At 70.9% G+C, this 14,195-nt stretch carries 14 protein-coding genes and 3 tRNA genes; 5 read left to right on the plus strand and 12 right to left on the minus strand.

What is annotated here, in order from left to right; translation table 11 throughout:
* Positions 1–341 precede the first annotated feature (341 nt).
* On the minus strand, positions 342–1,178 hold the full coding sequence (locus M1L60_RS38100; protein WP_253242442.1) for a Rieske (2Fe-2S) protein: 837 nt from the start codon (positions 1,176–1,178) through the stop codon (positions 342–344).
* Positions 1,179–1,238: 60 nt separating this feature from the next.
* On the opposite strand from M1L60_RS38100, the gene M1L60_RS38105 reads away from it, so the two are divergent.
* Entirely contained in the window at positions 1,239–2,255 is a 1,017-nt protein-coding gene (locus M1L60_RS38105; RefSeq protein WP_253242443.1) for a serine hydrolase domain-containing protein, read from the plus strand.
* Between the two features lie 165 nt (positions 2,256–2,420).
* On the opposite strand, the gene M1L60_RS38110 is transcribed toward M1L60_RS38105, so the two are convergent.
* The 7 genes from M1L60_RS38110 to M1L60_RS38140 all read right to left on the minus strand — a co-directional run bounded on the left by M1L60_RS38110 (position 2,421) and on the right by M1L60_RS38140 (position 7,003).
* Positions 2,421–2,497, minus strand: a tRNA-Phe gene (locus M1L60_RS38110).
* Positions 2,498–2,511: 14 nt separating this feature from the next.
* Positions 2,512–2,585: transfer RNA gene (locus M1L60_RS38115), tRNA-Asp, on the minus strand.
* 112 nt (positions 2,586–2,697) lie between these two features.
* Positions 2,698–2,770 (minus strand) — tRNA-Glu (locus tag M1L60_RS38120).
* A 149-nt stretch (positions 2,771–2,919) separates the two neighbouring features.
* On the minus strand, positions 2,920–3,819 hold the full coding sequence (locus M1L60_RS38125) for a MerR family transcriptional regulator (protein WP_253242444.1): 900 nt from the start codon (positions 3,817–3,819) through the stop codon (positions 2,920–2,922).
* A complete protein-coding gene (idi, locus tag M1L60_RS38130; RefSeq protein WP_253242445.1) occupies positions 3,809–4,369 on the minus strand; it encodes an isopentenyl-diphosphate Delta-isomerase in 561 nt (186 codons plus the stop codon). Before idi ends, M1L60_RS38125 begins: the two co-directional genes overlap by 11 nt.
* Complete coding sequence (crtI, locus tag M1L60_RS38135) at positions 4,366–5,847, minus strand: phytoene desaturase family protein (protein ID WP_253242446.1); 1,482 nt, start codon at positions 5,845–5,847, stop codon at positions 4,366–4,368. The genes idi and crtI overlap by 4 nt, the downstream gene beginning before the upstream one ends.
* A 22-nt stretch (positions 5,848–5,869) precedes the next feature.
* A complete protein-coding gene (locus M1L60_RS38140) occupies positions 5,870–7,003 on the minus strand; it encodes a polyprenyl synthetase family protein (protein WP_253242447.1) in 1,134 nt (377 codons plus the stop codon).
* Positions 7,004–7,070: 67 nt separating this feature from the next.
* Between M1L60_RS38140 and M1L60_RS38145 the strand changes: the two genes are divergently transcribed.
* On the plus strand, positions 7,071–7,964 hold the full coding sequence (locus tag M1L60_RS38145) for a phytoene/squalene synthase family protein (protein WP_253242448.1): 894 nt from the start codon (positions 7,071–7,073) through the stop codon (positions 7,962–7,964).
* On the plus strand, positions 7,961–9,286 hold the full coding sequence (locus M1L60_RS38150; protein WP_253242449.1) for a cryptochrome/photolyase family protein: 1,326 nt from the start codon (positions 7,961–7,963) through the stop codon (positions 9,284–9,286). The genes M1L60_RS38145 and M1L60_RS38150 overlap by 4 nt, the downstream gene beginning before the upstream one ends.
* A 106-nt stretch (positions 9,287–9,392) precedes the next feature.
* On the opposite strand, the gene M1L60_RS38155 is transcribed toward M1L60_RS38150, so the two are convergent.
* Both M1L60_RS38155 and M1L60_RS38160 read right to left on the minus strand, forming a co-directional pair.
* On the minus strand, positions 9,393–10,568 hold the full coding sequence (locus tag M1L60_RS38155; protein WP_253242450.1) for an RNA polymerase sigma factor: 1,176 nt from the start codon (positions 10,566–10,568) through the stop codon (positions 9,393–9,395).
* Complete coding sequence (locus M1L60_RS38160; RefSeq protein ID WP_253242451.1) at positions 10,556–10,948, minus strand: YciI family protein; 393 nt, start codon at positions 10,946–10,948, stop codon at positions 10,556–10,558. The genes M1L60_RS38155 and M1L60_RS38160 overlap by 13 nt, the downstream gene beginning before the upstream one ends.
* A 92-nt stretch (positions 10,949–11,040) precedes the next feature.
* Between M1L60_RS38160 and M1L60_RS38165 the strand changes: the two genes are divergently transcribed.
* A complete protein-coding gene (locus tag M1L60_RS38165; RefSeq protein ID WP_253242452.1) occupies positions 11,041–11,463 on the plus strand; it encodes a YybH family protein in 423 nt (140 codons plus the stop codon).
* Between the two features lies 1 nt (position 11,464).
* On the opposite strand, the gene M1L60_RS38170 is transcribed toward M1L60_RS38165, so the two are convergent.
* Positions 11,465–12,361 carry a LysR family transcriptional regulator gene (locus M1L60_RS38170; protein ID WP_253242453.1) on the minus strand — a complete coding sequence of 299 codons (897 nt, stop codon included), beginning with the start codon at positions 12,359–12,361 and terminating at the stop codon, positions 11,465–11,467.
* Positions 12,362–12,432: 71 nt separating this feature from the next.
* Here M1L60_RS38170 and M1L60_RS38175 point away from each other — a divergent pair, with 71 nt between their 5' ends.
* A complete protein-coding gene (locus M1L60_RS38175) occupies positions 12,433–13,476 on the plus strand; it encodes a TDT family transporter (RefSeq protein ID WP_253242454.1) in 1,044 nt (347 codons plus the stop codon).
* Here the strand turns inward: M1L60_RS38175 and M1L60_RS38180 are convergent.
* Complete coding sequence (locus M1L60_RS38180; protein WP_253242455.1) at positions 13,445–14,071, minus strand: HAD family hydrolase; 627 nt, start codon at positions 14,069–14,071, stop codon at positions 13,445–13,447. The two genes, M1L60_RS38175 and M1L60_RS38180, sit on opposite strands and share 32 nt — an antisense overlap.
* Positions 14,072–14,195: the final 124 nt, after the last annotated feature.

Below are 14,195 nucleotides of genomic sequence, written 5' to 3' on the forward strand. Positions count from 1 at the left end.
TTAATTGGCACTGGCTTATCAAGCACCCTGTTGAGTTCTCAAAGAACAACCGCTACCCGGCTAACCGCTCCGGGGCACTCGCTTAACTTTACTAGGTCTTCCTGGCGTTGTCAACCGGTTTCTCCCGGTTGGTGCCACTTCGTCCCAGTAACCCCGCGTCCTGAAGCGCGCAGCATAGCTGCGATCCGCAGTTCGAAGGATTTGGCAGGACGTCCGCTTGCGGATCTCTCCGCTGCCGCGTCCGTTTCCCTGCCGGCTCGCAAAACATTACACGCGCGTTCCCTGGGCTCCAAATCGGGTACCAGTGTTGCGCGTAAGAGCAGGTCAGCGCAGGGAAATGGTCAAGGTTGGGCCACCTCGACCTGGCCCGCCTCGACCCGCACGCGCAGCAGCGGCTGGTCATTGGCTGCCGGCCCGTGCACCACGACCCCGTCGCGCAGCCGGAAAGTGCTGCCGTGCCACGGGCACACCACACACGCGTCGTCCCCGGTTCCGACCAGCTCGCCCTCGCCCAACGGCCCGGTCTCGTGCGAGCAGCGCTCGAGCATCGCGGTCACGGTGTTGCCCCGGCGCCACAGCAGCACCGGAACGTCGCCCACCGTTCGTACGGCCGGCTTGCCCTCGGGCAGCGACGCGAGCGAACCCACGGACGTCCACTCGGCCGGCACGCGGTTGAGGTCGGGCGCCGCCTGATTGGTCCCGCCCCCTCGTGCGTACGAAATATGGCCGCCCAGATAAGCACCCAGCCCAGCCACCGACAGGCCGGCAAAGCTGAGCGCCCGGCCCGGACGCCCGCGCAACCGCGCGACCAGCGAGGCCGCGTAAAGGCCGACCGCCACCACGTTCGCCGTCGCATGAACCAGGCCGACCCGTTGTTTGTCCTTGGTCATCTGGGACCAGTCGGTCCAGCCGGCGGCGGCCGCGGGGGCCACACCGACTGTGCCGGCCGCGATAAGGAGCGTCGCCGCACGACGCTGACCAGGCAGAAGGTCGAGAATGCCGGCCGAGATGAAAGCGCCCACCGGCACCTGCACCAGCACCGGGTGCAGGGCATGACCGAGCCACACCCCGTGCAGCGTGTCCCGTAGGCGTTCGGGCGTCGCGATGATCGCCGCCTGCGCCTTGTCGATCACACCGTCGAACGAGCGGGTCGTCTCGAGCCGGTTGAAAAGCTGCATGACAGGTCGGGTTCCCACTGAGGTGCCCACGAAACGCTCCGAACGCATAGCGTGCCGGTCATGAATGGCGTGATCACACCTGGTTTCGAGGCTGTCGGCGAGGCTTTCGCCACTGACCCGCGCGGAGGTTCGGCGCTGACGATCCTGCGCGACGGCGAACCGGTCGTCGAGCTGGTCGAGGGCTGGCGGGACGCGGCCGGCACCGATCCATGGCGCACGGACACCCTGGTCAACGTCTATTCGACCGGTAAGCCGGTAATCGCCCTGGCGGTAGTGCTGCTGGCCGAGCGGGGCGTGATCGATCTCGACGCGCCCATGTCCCGCTACTGGCCGTCTTTCCAGACCCCCGCTTCGGTACGCCAGGTCCTCTCGCACACAGCCGGCCTCCCGTCCTTCCCGGTGCCTCGCCCCACTTCGGCCTACAGCGACTGGGATCTGCTCTGCGCCGACCTGGCTGCGGCCGCCCCCGAGTTCGAGCCCGGCAGCATCGCCGCCGAGCACGCCCTGACGTACGGCCATCTGCTGGGCGAGCTGGTCCGCCGCACCGACGGCCGGTCGCCGGCCCGGTTCGTCGCCGAGGAGCTCCCGTACGACTTCGGTTTCGCTCTGTCCGATCAGGACATCGCCCGCTGCGCCGACCTCGAGTTCGACACCCCCGACTGGCCGGAGCGCAACGCGGGCACCCCCGGCTCGGCCAAGAACCGCGCGATCACCAACCCACCCGGTGCCCGGGAGCTGGACGTCATCAACAGCACCGCCTGGCGCCGGGCCTCGGTGCCCGCGGTCAACCTGCACGCCAGCGCCACCGGCATCGCCCGCTTCTACGCCGCCCTGCTCGCCGGCGAGCTGCCACCCCTGGCGATTCCGCAGTACACGGGCCCGGACCTGTTCATCGGGGAGGAGACCACGTGGGGCCTGGGCGTGCAGATCGAGCCTGACGGCACCTGGGGCCACGGCGGCCTGGGCGGTTCGGCCGGCTATGCCGACCCCGCCCGCGGCCTGGCCATCGCGTACGTGAGCCGCCGCCTGTCCGACTTCGCCGTGCTCGATCGCGTCGAAGCCGCACTGCCGCGCTGAAAGTTCTCAACCGGCGCCCGGCCCGACCGATTCTGCGCACGTGCCGGTGCCCACGACGTCGCCGAAGACCCGGCGTCGCGGGCACCGTCATGAAAGAGCCGGAAAGCAAAACGTCCACCGTGCGTTTCCGCAGGTGGACGATCACTCAGTGCCCGGCGAAGAGCCTGGTGGCCAGGGGCGGGGTCGAACCGCCGACCTTCCGATTTTCAGTCGGACGCTCGTACCAACTGAGCTACCTGGCCTTGCTGATGCTTTGCGGTCCTGACGGGACTTGAACCCGCGACCTCCGCCTTGACAGGGCGGCGAGCACTCCAACTGCTCCACAGGACCTTGCTCTTGCCACTTGCTGCGCTCTTGCCACTTGCTGCTCTTACATCTTGCTTTACTGCTTCATGCCTTGCTCGGTCAGTCTAGCGAACCGTGCTGGCCGCTAACTTACCAGTACCCCCAACGGGATTCGAACCCGTGCTACCGCCTTGAAAGGGCGGCGTCCTGGGCCACTAGACGATGAGGGCAACGCCGTCAGTATTGCACGTCTGCAATGCTATTCGGCTTTGACCCCAACCGGGCCCCCGCTTGAGGCTTGGAAAGCATACGTGATCCACCGCCCCGGCTCCAAACCGGTATTCCCTTCCGGGCGGCGAGGCGCTGACCAGGACGAACGTCAGCGCGCGGCGGCGGCGATCGTTTCCACGGCGTCAGTGAGGCCGGTGAGCTGGACCACGCCGTCGGGTAGTTCGGCGGGCCAGCCGGGGCCGGCGGCGGCGGTCAGCAGCGGTGGATGGGGGGCCGCGGCGACCTGGGCCAGCTGGGCCGGGTCGGACGAGACCGGCGTCTGCGACCACAGCACCACCACCGTGGGGCCCGTGCGGTCGATGGCGTCGGCCAGGGCGGCCGGAGGCACCCGGGCGCCGAGCAGGCGGCTCGGCACCCCCGCTTCGGCCAGGGCGGCGGCCAGCGCTTCAAGTGGCAACGTGTGTTGCTCCTCGTCGGCCGCGGCCAGCAGCACCCGGGGCGAGGCCGAACTGTCGGGGCGCCGGACGGCCCCGAGGACCTCGGTGACCGTACGGGAAATCATGTGTTCGACCTCGATGAAGCGGCGGGTGGCCTCGTAGCGCTCGCCGATCCCGATGAGCACCGGCATGGCCACCTCTTCCCAGGCCCGGATCACGCCGTGCTGGTTCACCACCATCTCGAGGATGTCGCGCATGGCCGGCCCGTCCAGGCGCATGGCCGCTCGGGCCAGGCCCCGGGCGGCCGGCGTGACCGAGCCGAGCGCGATGGCGTGACCGCCGCCGTCACGCGTGTGCGGCACGACGACCTCGTCGGGGCCGAGCGGTGCTCGTTGCGCCCAGGCGGCGGCTTCGGCGGGCGCGACGCCCTGCGCGGTGAGCCGCCGCATCACCTGCAGTCGGTCTAGGTCCTGCTCGGTGTAGCGCCGGTGGTGACCCGACACGTGTTCGCTCGGCCCCAGGCCGTACCGCTGGTGCCACGTACGCAATGTGGTGACCGCCACCCCGAGGCGACGGGCCACGGCCCCCGCGGTGAGTCCGTCACCGGCCATCGAGCTGGGCCGGCCGGGCTTCGAGCGCCAAGCGCTGGGTCACGCCGAGCAGCCACGGCGCGTACGACCGGGAATCGCTCTCGATCTCGGCCAGCAGCATCGGCACCGAGACCCACCGCAGGTCGGCGACCTCGTCCGGGTCGGGCGTGGGGTGCACGCCGGCCGGCAGGTCCCCGACGAGCACGTGGTCGTACTCGTATTCGACGCGCCCGGTGGCCGGGTCCTCCGCGTAGTAGGCGTAGACGCCGACCTCGGTCAGCTCCACCCCCTCGACACCGAGTTCCTCGATCAGCCGCCGGGACGCGGCGACCGGCAACGGTTCGCCCGGCAGCGGATGACCGCAGCACGAATTGGCCCAGCGCAGCGGGAACCTGGTCTTCACGGCCGCCCGCTGTTGAAGCAGCACCTGCCCGAACTCGTCGCGCAGGAAGACCGAGAACGCCCGGTGCAGCCGGCCCGGCGCCTGGTGCGATTCGGCAACCGTGGCTGTGCCGAGCGCCCGGCCCTCGGCGTCGACCAGTTCGACCAGGTGGGCCTCGCGCGCGGTCACGACGCCGCCTGGGTGACGCGGGCCGCGGCCAGCTTGCCGCTGATCAGCACCATCGGCACGCCGACGCCGGGCTGGGTGCCGGAGCCGGTGAAGACGACGTTGTCCAGGCCGGGGTGCAGGTTGCTGGGCCGGAACGGGCCGGTCTGGGCGAACGTGTGCGCGGCCGCGAACGGGGTGCCGGCGGCCATGCCCTGGTCCTCCCAGTCGGCCGGGCTGATGATCTGCTGCACCTCGATGCCGTCGCCGAAGCCGACGTAGCCGCGCTGCTCCAGCGTGCGGACCAGCGACGACGCGTACCGCTCGGCCAGGCCGCCCCGCCAGTCCATCGGGCCGGCGACCAGGTTGGGGGTAGGGGCGAGCACGTAGTAACTCTGCCGCCCGGCCGGCGCGGCCGACGGGTCGGTGTGGGTCGGGTTGGTCACCAGCAGCGAGGGGTCGCTCATCAGCAGGCCCTTGTCGATGACCTCGTGGAACGTGCCGCGCCACTGCGATCCGAAGTGGATGTTGTGGTGCGCGATCTTGCTGTACTTCTGGCGCGAGCCGATGTGCAGAACGACACAGGACGGCGAGTACTTCAGGTTGCGCTGCCGCCTCTGCGGTAGCAGGTCGCGCTTCGCGACAGGCAGATCAGGGTTCAGTACGACGACGTCGGCCGGGATCCGCGAGCCGTCCTCGGTGATGACGGCGGTGGCCCGGCCGTTGACCGTCTCGACCTCGGTCACCGTGGTCTCGTAGCGGAATGTCACCCCGTGCTTCTCGGCCGCACCGGCCAGCGCCTTGGGCACGGCGTGCATGCCGCCCTTGGGGAAGTAGACCCCGGCCACCGAGTCGAGGTACGCGATCACGGCGTAGATGGCCAGCGCGTCGTGCGGGGCCAGACCGGCGTACATGGCCTGGAACGAGAAGATCCGCTGGGTCCGCGGGTCCTTGAAGTACTGGTTGATCTTCGGCTGCAGCCGCCGCATCCCGCCCAGGCCGATCAGCTTGAGCAGGTTGAGGTTGACCAGGTCGATCGGGGTGTCGAGGTTGCGGTCGATGAAGTCGTGCCGTTCGAGCTGCCACAGCTTGCGCGCGAAATCGACGAACCGCAGGTAACCGTCGGCCTCCCGCGGCCCGCAGACCCGGGAGATCTCGGCCGCCATCCGCACCGTGTCGGTGCGGACGTCCAACGTGGACCCGTCCGGGTAGTAGGCCCGGTAGGCCGGGTCGAGCGGCGTCAGCTCGAGCCAGTCCGACAGCTCCTCGCCGACCGCGTTCAGCGGCTCGGCGATCAGCTCGGGCATGGTCAGCACGGTCGGGCCGGTGTCGAACTCGTAGCCCTGAAGGCTGAGCCGCCCGGCCCGCCCACCGGGCACGGACTCGCGCTCGACCACCGTCACCTGCCGTCCGGCCGCAGCCAGATGCAGGGCGCAGGCGAGCCCGCCCAGTCCCGCGCCGACCACGACCACATGGTCGGTCGGCCCTGTCACCGTTTTCATTCTGTGCACCTCCGGGTGGACATCATGCCGGGCGGTGCGTCACACGGACCGCGAGTTCGATGAGGGCGGCGCGCGCTTCCTCGTGGATGGGGGCCTGGGCCAGGGCGGCGATGCCGTCGGCGACCCGCTCCTGGATCATCCCTTCGAGCCGGGCCGGGGCGCCGGTCTCGGTGATGATCTGAGCGCGCCGCTCCACCTGGGCGTCGGTAAGGCCGCCGGAGCCGTCGGCGGGGTTGACGGCTCCGGCGGGGTCGAGGGGCAGCTCGGCCCGCTGGCCGGGGGTGGCCAGCTTGCGGGCGAGCATCAGCAGGGCTGTGGGCTTTCCGGTACGCAGGTCGTCGCCCGCGGGCTTGCCGGTGACGGCCGGGTCGCCGTACACACCGAGCAGGTCGTCGCGGAGCTGGAACGCCTCGCCGACGGCGAGCCCGTAGGACCCGTACGCCTGCTCGGTCTCGGGTTGGGTCACGCCGGTCAGCGCGAGCCCGAGCTGCAGCGGGCGCTGGATGGTGTAGCTGGCGGTCTTGTGCCGGGCCACCAGCAGGGCGCGGTCGACCGACCAGGCGCCGGGCTGGCTCTCGCCGAGCACGTCGAGGTACTGCCCGGCGATGGCTTCGACGCGCATGCGGTCGTAGCAGGCACGGACCGACGGCGGCGCCTCGGCCCGGGCCAGCAGCTGGTCGGCCCAGACGAGGCAGAGGTCACCGATGAGCACGGCGGCGGCCGAGCCGAAGCGCGCCGGGTCGCCGATGCTGCCGTCGCTCTCGTGCTGACCGGCGAAGATGCGGTGCGCGGTGGGCCGGCCGCGACGGGTGTCGGACTCGTCCATCACGTCGTCGTGGATCAGCGCGAAGGTGTGCATGAGCTCGAGCGCGGCGAAGGCCGGCAGCACCGGCTCGACCGGCGCGTCGGGCCCGGCCGAACCGCGCCACCCCCAGTACGCGAAGACCGGGCGCAGGCGCTTGCCGCCGGCGTGCACCAGGTCGCGGGCGGTGCGGGCGAACCGGCCGAGGGCCGGGTCGATCGTGTCGAGCGACAGGATCTGGGCGGCCAGGAAATCGGCCAGCGTGCCCTGGATCGCATCGATCAGCGTGTGCGGCGAGGCGCCCTGGCGGGGGATGCCCCGATGCCGGTTTCCCTCGAGCGTGTCATTGGCCACGTTGAGTACCGTACCCTTGCTTTGAAGTTGCGTCGATTCGTGCGTCGTTTTTTCTTCGGAGGCCCCCGTGGACATCGATCTGGCCGCTGCCTACGAGCGCTGCCGCGAGCTGCACAAGCGGCACGGGCGCACGTATTACCTGGCCACGCGGCTCCTTCCGGCGTGGAAACGGCGGCACGTGCACGCCCTCTACGGATTCACCCGGTATGCCGACGAGATCGTCGATCAAACCTGGGAACTTCCTGCGATCGAGCGGGCGGCGCGGCTGACCGAGTGGTCCGACGCGTTCGTGGCCGGGCTGCGCGGCGAGCCCGTGGACGACCCGCTGCTGCCCGCGGTGCTGCACACCATCGCAGTCTTCGACCTGGAGGTCGACGACTTCGCGATCTTCCTGCGCTGCATGGCGATGGATCTCACTGAAACTTCGTACCGAACGTACGATGACCTGCTCGACTACATGGAGGGCTCGGCCGCCGTGATCGGCACGATGATGCTGCCGATCCTGGGGTCGGACGATCCGGCCGCCGCCCGCGAACCCGCCCGCCAGCTCGGCTTCGCGTTCCAGCTCACCAACTTCATCCGGGACGTGGCCGAGGACCTCGACCGCGGTCGCGTCTACCTGCCCGAATCGCACCTGGGCCGGTTCGGCGTCACCCGCGACGACCTCGCCCGCAAGCTGCCCACCCCCGAGATCAAAGAGCTCATCCGGTACGAGATCGGGGTGGCCCGCGAGCACTACACGGCGGCCGCGCCCGGCATCGTGATGCTCGAGCCGGCCTCGCAGGCCTGCATGCGGACGGCGTTCGCGCTCTACGGCGGCATCCTCAACGAGATCGAGGCCAACGACTACGACGTCTTCGCGCGCCGGGCCACCGTGCCCAACCGGCGCCGGGCCGCGGTCGCCGCGCGCAGCCTGCTCACCCGGGCCGGCACCCCCGTCGAGCTGGCGGCGTCGGCATGAAGACCGCCGTCGTGCTGTTCACCCGCGACCTGCGGATCCGTGACAACCCCGCCCTCGCCGCCGCCTGCGCCAACGCCGAGCAGGTCGTGCCGCTGTTCGTGCTCGACCCGGACCTGGGGAAACTCTCGCCCAACCGCACCCGGTTCCTGCACGAGTCGCTGGCCGACCTGCGGGCCGCGTTGCGCGAGAAGGGCGGCGACCTGGTCATCCGGACGGGCGACCCGGTGGCCGAGGCGATCGAGCTGGCCCGCACGACCGGCGCCGAGGGCATCGGGATGGCGGCCGACGTCAGCCGGTACGCCCGGCGCCGCGAGGAACGGATGCGCCAGGAGTGCGAGCGGCACCGGATCGCGTTGCGGCTGTTTCCCGGCGTGACCGTGGTCAACCCGGGCGAGCTGCGGCCGGGCGGGGGCGGTGCGTCGTACCGGGTGTTCTCGCCCTACCACCGCGTCTGGCGGGCGGCCCAGTGGCGCGACGAGGCCGCCACCCCCACGAAGATCAAGCTGCCGCCCGGGGTGGCGGCGGGGCGGCTGCCGGCGATCCCCAAAGGCGAGTCGCCGGACGCTGCCCGGGGTGGCGAGACCGAGGCCCGGCGGCGGCTCACGACCTGGTTGAAGCACATCGGCCCGTATCCCGAGCTGCACAACGACATGCCGGCCGACGGCACCAGCCGGCTCAGCCCGTACCTGCGGTTCGGTTGTCTTTCGCCGTTGGAATTGGCCCAGGCCGCGATCAAGCAGGAGGCCGAGGAGTACGTGCGGCAACTCTGCTGGCGGGACTTCTATTACCAGGTCACGCTGGCCTTCCCGCAGTTGTCGACCAAGCCTCTGCGACCGAACGGCGACATCGAGTGGCGTGACGACAAGGACGCGCTGCAGCACTGGCAGGACGGAACGACCGGGGTGCCGGTGGTCGACGCGGGCATGCGCCAGTTGCGGGCCGAGGGGTGGATGCACAACCGCGCCCGCCTGATCACCGCGGCCTTCCTGACCAAACACCTGGGCGTCGACTGGCGGCCCGGCGTGCAGTGGTTCTTCCGCTGGCTGCTCGACGGCGACGTGCCGAACAACTCGGGCAACTGGCAGTGGGTGGCGGGCACCGGCAACGACACCCGGCCCTACCGCAAATTCAATCCGATCCGTCAGGCCCAGCGTTTCGACCCGGAAGGCGTGTACGTTCGGCGCTACGTACCCGAACTCAAGGGAGTCGAGGGCGTCGCCGTGCACCAACCCTGGCGCCTGCCGGAGAAGGTCCGCCGCGACCTCGACTACCCGGGGCCGCTCGAGTCACACCGGGACGAAGCGGTGTGGCTGCGGCCGTGACCCCGCCCGGTACGCCCGGGCGGGTCTCAGCGGGGCCCGCCGGTCCGTTGCGTCCGTCATAACGTCGTGGCTGACGGGCCCCGCGCCCTTTTTGTGCTGCCCGGTTTCAACGAAGATCAGACGCCCTCGACTCGAGATAGAGGCGCTCGGGCATGCTCAGTGTCAGCCGCGCGGCCAGCAGGTACTCGTCGCGGGCGGCGGTGGTGTCACCGGAGCGCTCGAGCAGGTGCGCGCGGACGGCGGCGATCCGGTGATGACCGGTCAGGGCGGCCTCCGCCAGCGCCCGCAGGCCGGCCTGCGGGCCGTCGACCTCGGCCTGGGCGACGATACGGTTCAGCGTGACCATCGGGCCCGGGGCCACCACCTCCAGCAGGCGGTACAGGGCCAGGATCTGCGGCCAGTCGGTGGCGCCGGGTTCGGCGTGCACGGCAGCGATCGCGGCCTGGAGCTGGAACGGGCCCACCTCGGTGTCGCGCAGGGCGGCGGTGATGATCTCGACGCCCTCGTCGATCCGGGCGCGGTCCCACAGTGTGCGGTCCTGCGCGGCCAGCGGCACCAGGCTGCCGTCGGGGCGGGTGCGGGCCGGGCGACGGGCATCCGTGAGCAGCATCAGCGCCAGCAGACCGGCTACCTCACCGTCGTGGGGCAGGCGGGCGTGCAGCTGACGGGTCAGGCGGATCGCCTCGGTGCTCAGTTCGACGCGGTGCAACGACGCGCCCGAGCTGGCGGTGTGGCCCTCGTTGAAGATCAGATACAGGACCTGGCGTACGCCGGGCAGCCGCTCCTCGAAGTCGGCCGGCAGCACGAAGCGGGCGCCGGCCTCACGGATCTTGCGCTTGGCCCGGCTGATCCGCTGACCGACGGTGGCCTCGGGCACGAGCAGGGCGCGACCGATCTCGGCCGTGGTCAGGCCGCCAACCGCCCGCAGGGTGAGCGCGACCTGGGAGAGCGGCGTCAAAGCGGGATGACAGCAGAGCACGAGCAGGGTCAGTTCGTCGTCACCGCGTACCGAAGGAATCGGATCGGGCGGCAGCGCCTCGCGCCGGCGGCGGGCCTCGTCGGAGCGCAGCAACTCGATGCGGCGGCGCGACGCGACCCGGATCAGCCAGGCCCGCGGATCGTCCGGCATCCCCTCACTGGGCCATTGCCGGGCCGCGGCCAGCAACGCCTCCTGCACCGCGTCCTCACTGGTGTCGAAGTCGCCGTAGCGTCGCACCACCGCGCCCAGCACCTGCGGCGCGGCGGTCCGCAACACCTCTTCCAGAGGGGTCAGAACTCCCACCCGCTCATGTCCAGGACCGGGCGCACCTCGACCTCGGTGTTGGCCGCGTCGGGCACTTTGGCCGCCCACGCCACGGCCTCGTCGAGGCTGGGCACATCGATCAGGTAGAAGCCGGCCAGATGCTCCTTGACCTCGGCGTACGGGCCGTCCGAGATGATCGTCTCGCCGTCACGCACCTTCGTCTCTCCGTCGCGCACCGATACGAACCGGGCCAGCGACGGATCGGCCAGCCCTTCGCTCGCGACGTGCACGCCGGCCTCGGCCATTTCCTCGTTCAGCTCGAGGTGGCCGCGCCCGAAGGCGGTCCGCTCGGCGTCCGACATCTTGTCCCAGATCGCCAGGCTCCGCGGGTTGGACTGGATGAGAATCAGATATTTCACGGGTCAGCTCCTTTTCCTCACTCAGCATGTCGAAGCAGCCGGTCCGGCTTCGACGTCCCGGGCGAAGTTTGCTGACAACGAAGGAGCACGACATGCGAGAGATCCGCGAAGTTATCGAGGGACGGGCGGCCCGGCTGAGCGAGGGCGACGTCCGGGGCTTCCTGTCCTACGCCGCCCCCGAGATGCTCCTGTACAGCCTGGCCCCGCCGCTCAGCGAGCGCGTCGGCAACACCGACCCGACCCCGACCGAGCAGTGGCTGGCCACGTTCGAGGCGCCGCCGCGGCGCGAGGTGACCCGGCTCGAGATCGCCGTCGACGGCGACGTGGCCTTCGCGACCAGCATCGACTCGATGAGCGCGACCCCCAAGGGCACCACCGACGCGTTCACCCTCTGGTACCGGGTGACACTCGGTCTGCGCCGCGTCGACGGACGCTGGCTGGTCGTGCACGAGCACGAGTCGGTCCCGTTCCAGATGGACGGCTCGTTCGCCGCCGCCATCGACCTCGAGCCCTGACTCAGGCCCGCCGGGCGATCGCGTAGAGATCACGGGCCGGGCCGATGAGCTGGTCGGCGGCCCGCCACACGGCCTGCAAGCGGCGTTGCAGCGGGACTGCGGCCGGCACCGCCACGAGCGTGCCGGCCGTCAGCTCGGCCGTCACCGCCAATGAGCTGAGCACCGCCGCGCCCGACCCGGCGGCCACGGCGTGCTTGATGGCCGTGGTCGACGACAGTTCCAGCAGCGGAGCCACCGCGACCAGGTCACCGAGCGCCTGCTCGAACGCGCGCCGGGTGCCCGACCCGGCCTCCCGCGACACCATCGGGGCCTCGGCCAGCTCGGCCGCGGTGACCGCCCGGCGGCGACGGGCCCACGGATGGGCCGGCGCCACCACCACGGTCAGCCGGTCGGTCGCCACCACCTCGGCCTGCAGACCCGACGGCAGGTCGGGCCCCTCGACAAAACCGAGCTCGACCTGACCGGTGAGCACCGCGGCCGCCACATCGGCCGAGTTGGCTGCCTGCAACGTGACGGCCAGCCCCGGATGGGCCGCCCGCAACGCGACCAGCCAGGCCGGCAGCAGATATTCGGCCACAGTCTGGCTGGCCGCCACCGTGAGCCGGCTCTCATGGGTGGCCCGCAGCGCGGCCAGTCCCGCCGCCAGCGCCTCGGCCGCGTCGATGGCCGAGCGGGCCCAGTCGGCGACCAGCGCGCCGGTCTCGGTCAAAGTCGAACCCCGCGGCGTACGGTGCAGCAGCGTCAGCCCCACCCGGCGCTCGAGCTCGCGCAGGCGGGCGCTGGCTGCCGGCTGCGAGATGCGATGCTCGGCCGCGGCCCGCCCCACACTGCCCAGCCGGGCCACGCTGAGCAGCAGGTCGAACCCGGTCAGGTCGGCGGCGAACGACGGCAGAGGCATAACTGCAGGTTATGACCTCAGGCGGAATCGTTGTCTACCGGGATGGTCAAGAAGGCCTCAGGGTTGAACCCATGTTCGGACCCAACTGGTTCGCCTCCGTCATGGGCACCGGGATCGTCGCCACCGCGGCCGCCACGCTGCCCGTCCAGGTGCCCGGCCAGCGCGCCTTCGCCACCGTGATGTGGCTGCTGGCCGCGTTGATCCTGGTCGCCGTCCTCGCCGCGACCGCCCGCCGCGGCACCACCCACGCCGACGACCCGGTGCTGGTGCAGTTCTGGGGTGCGCCGCCGATGGCCCTGATGACCGTCGGCGCGGGCACGCTGCTGCTCGGCCCCGGCCGCTTCGCCATCACGGCGTCGTTCGTGCTGTGGGCCGCCGGCACGGTGCTCGGCCTGATCGTCGCGGTCGCCGTCCCGTACCGGATGATGACCCGCCCCGGCACCACGCCCGACGCGGCCTTCGGCGGCTGGCTGATGCCGGTCGTACCGCCGATGGTCTCGGCCGCGACCGGCGCCCTGCTCGTACCGCACGTCCCCGACGGCCGCGACCTGCTGCTGGCCTGCTATGCCCTGGCTGGGATCAGCCTCATGGCGTCCCTGGTGGTGATCACGCAGATCTGGACCCGCCTGGTCAACCACCAGATCGGCGCGGCCCGCATGGTGCCGACACTGTGGATCGTGCTCGGCCCGCTCGGCCAGTCGGTCACCGCGTTCCACCTGCTGGGGCGCTCGGCCTCGGGCGTGCTGCCCGGCCCGTACGCGGAGGGTGCCCAGATGCTGGCCGTGCTCTACGGCGTGCCGGTTCTGGGGTTCGCCCTGTTCTGGGCGGCGCTGGCCGCGTCGATCACCATCCGGACCGCGCGCAGCGGCCTGCCGTTCTCGCTGACCTGGTGGAGCTTCACGTTCCCGGTCGGAACGGTGGTTACCGCAACCGGCGGCCTGGCCACCCGCACTGGTTCTCCCTTGCTCACCGTCCTGGCCGTGATCCTCTTCATCGTGCTGCTCACGGCCTGGACGGTCGTCGCCACCCGCACCCTGCGCGGCGTCCGCCAGGGAACGTTGTGGCGGGTCGCTCCCGCCGCAGTCACGCCACAGCCAGTGCCCGCAACGCGCTGACGCAGTCCACCCCGGTTACGGTTGGCCGATAGGCGACGTCGGCCGGCCAGGCGCGCCCGGCCGACACCCAGGCGGTGCGCAGGCCGGCGGCCAACCCACCCCCGATGTCGTACGCGGGGTGATCGCCCACCATCCAGCCGCCCTCGGCCAGGTCCGCGCCGACCGAGGCCGCCGCGATCTCGAAGATCCGCCGATCCGGCTTGCGTACCCCGGCCCCCTCCGAGATGGTCCACCCCGCCACCAGTTGATCCAGCCCGGTACGGCGCAGCTTGGCTTCCTGCTGGGCGACCGTGCCATTGGTGACCACCACCGGCACGAACCCCGCCGCCGTCACTTCCCTCAGGGCGGCGTCGACCCGGGGGTCGGGCGCGAGCTGCTCGACCATTCCGGCCCGCAGCTCCACCAGCATCTCCGCGGCATCCAGCGAATACCGCTCGGCGATCACGCCGGCCAGCTCGTCCCGGGTCCGGTACCCGTCCCGATCCTGCTCGACCAGCCATGGCACTTCGCTTGCCCCGAACCGCCCGAGAGCCCAGGCCGCATACGCCCCCGCCCGATCGATCAGCGTGTTGTCCAGATCAAGTAGCAACAGCATCAATCGATCTTCCTCTCGCGGCTTCGATGTGATCGGCTGGCCGGCCTTTGCCGAGATCGACTTGGGGCCGGGCGGGAAGCGGGCACGGGACCAGGGTTGAAGCCTGGTGTGTCGTCGATAAGAG

Origin of the sequence: Paractinoplanes aksuensis (genome assembly GCF_024137025.1) — a bacterium.
In the GTDB taxonomy this organism is placed as follows: Bacteria; Actinomycetota; Actinomycetes; order Mycobacteriales; family Micromonosporaceae; genus Actinoplanes; species Actinoplanes aksuensis.

What these genes read in the sequence shown, in the direction of transcription:
- M1L60_RS38100 (WP_253242442.1), bottom strand. Translation starts at nt 1,178, where the DNA reads ATGCAGCTTTTCAACCGGCTCGAGACGACCCGCTCGTTCGACGGTGTG.
- M1L60_RS38105 (WP_253242443.1), top strand. Translation starts at nt 1,239, where the DNA reads ATGAATGGCGTGATCACACCTGGTTTCGAGGCTGTCGGCGAGGCTTTC.
- M1L60_RS38125 (WP_253242444.1), bottom strand. Translation starts at nt 3,819, where the DNA reads ATGGCCGGTGACGGACTCACCGCGGGGGCCGTGGCCCGTCGCCTCGGG.
- crtI (WP_253242446.1), bottom strand. Translation starts at nt 5,847, where the DNA reads ATGAAAACGGTGACAGGGCCGACCGACCATGTGGTCGTGGTCGGCGCG.
- M1L60_RS38150 (WP_253242449.1), top strand. Translation starts at nt 7,961, where the DNA reads ATGAAGACCGCCGTCGTGCTGTTCACCCGCGACCTGCGGATCCGTGAC.
- M1L60_RS38165 (WP_253242452.1), top strand. Translation starts at nt 11,041, where the DNA reads ATGCGAGAGATCCGCGAAGTTATCGAGGGACGGGCGGCCCGGCTGAGC.
- M1L60_RS38170 (WP_253242453.1), bottom strand. Translation starts at nt 12,361, where the DNA reads ATGCCTCTGCCGTCGTTCGCCGCCGACCTGACCGGGTTCGACCTGCTG.
- M1L60_RS38175 (WP_253242454.1), top strand. Translation starts at nt 12,433, where the DNA reads ATGTTCGGACCCAACTGGTTCGCCTCCGTCATGGGCACCGGGATCGTC.
- M1L60_RS38180 (WP_253242455.1), bottom strand. Translation starts at nt 14,071, where the DNA reads ATGCTGTTGCTACTTGATCTGGACAACACGCTGATCGATCGGGCGGGG.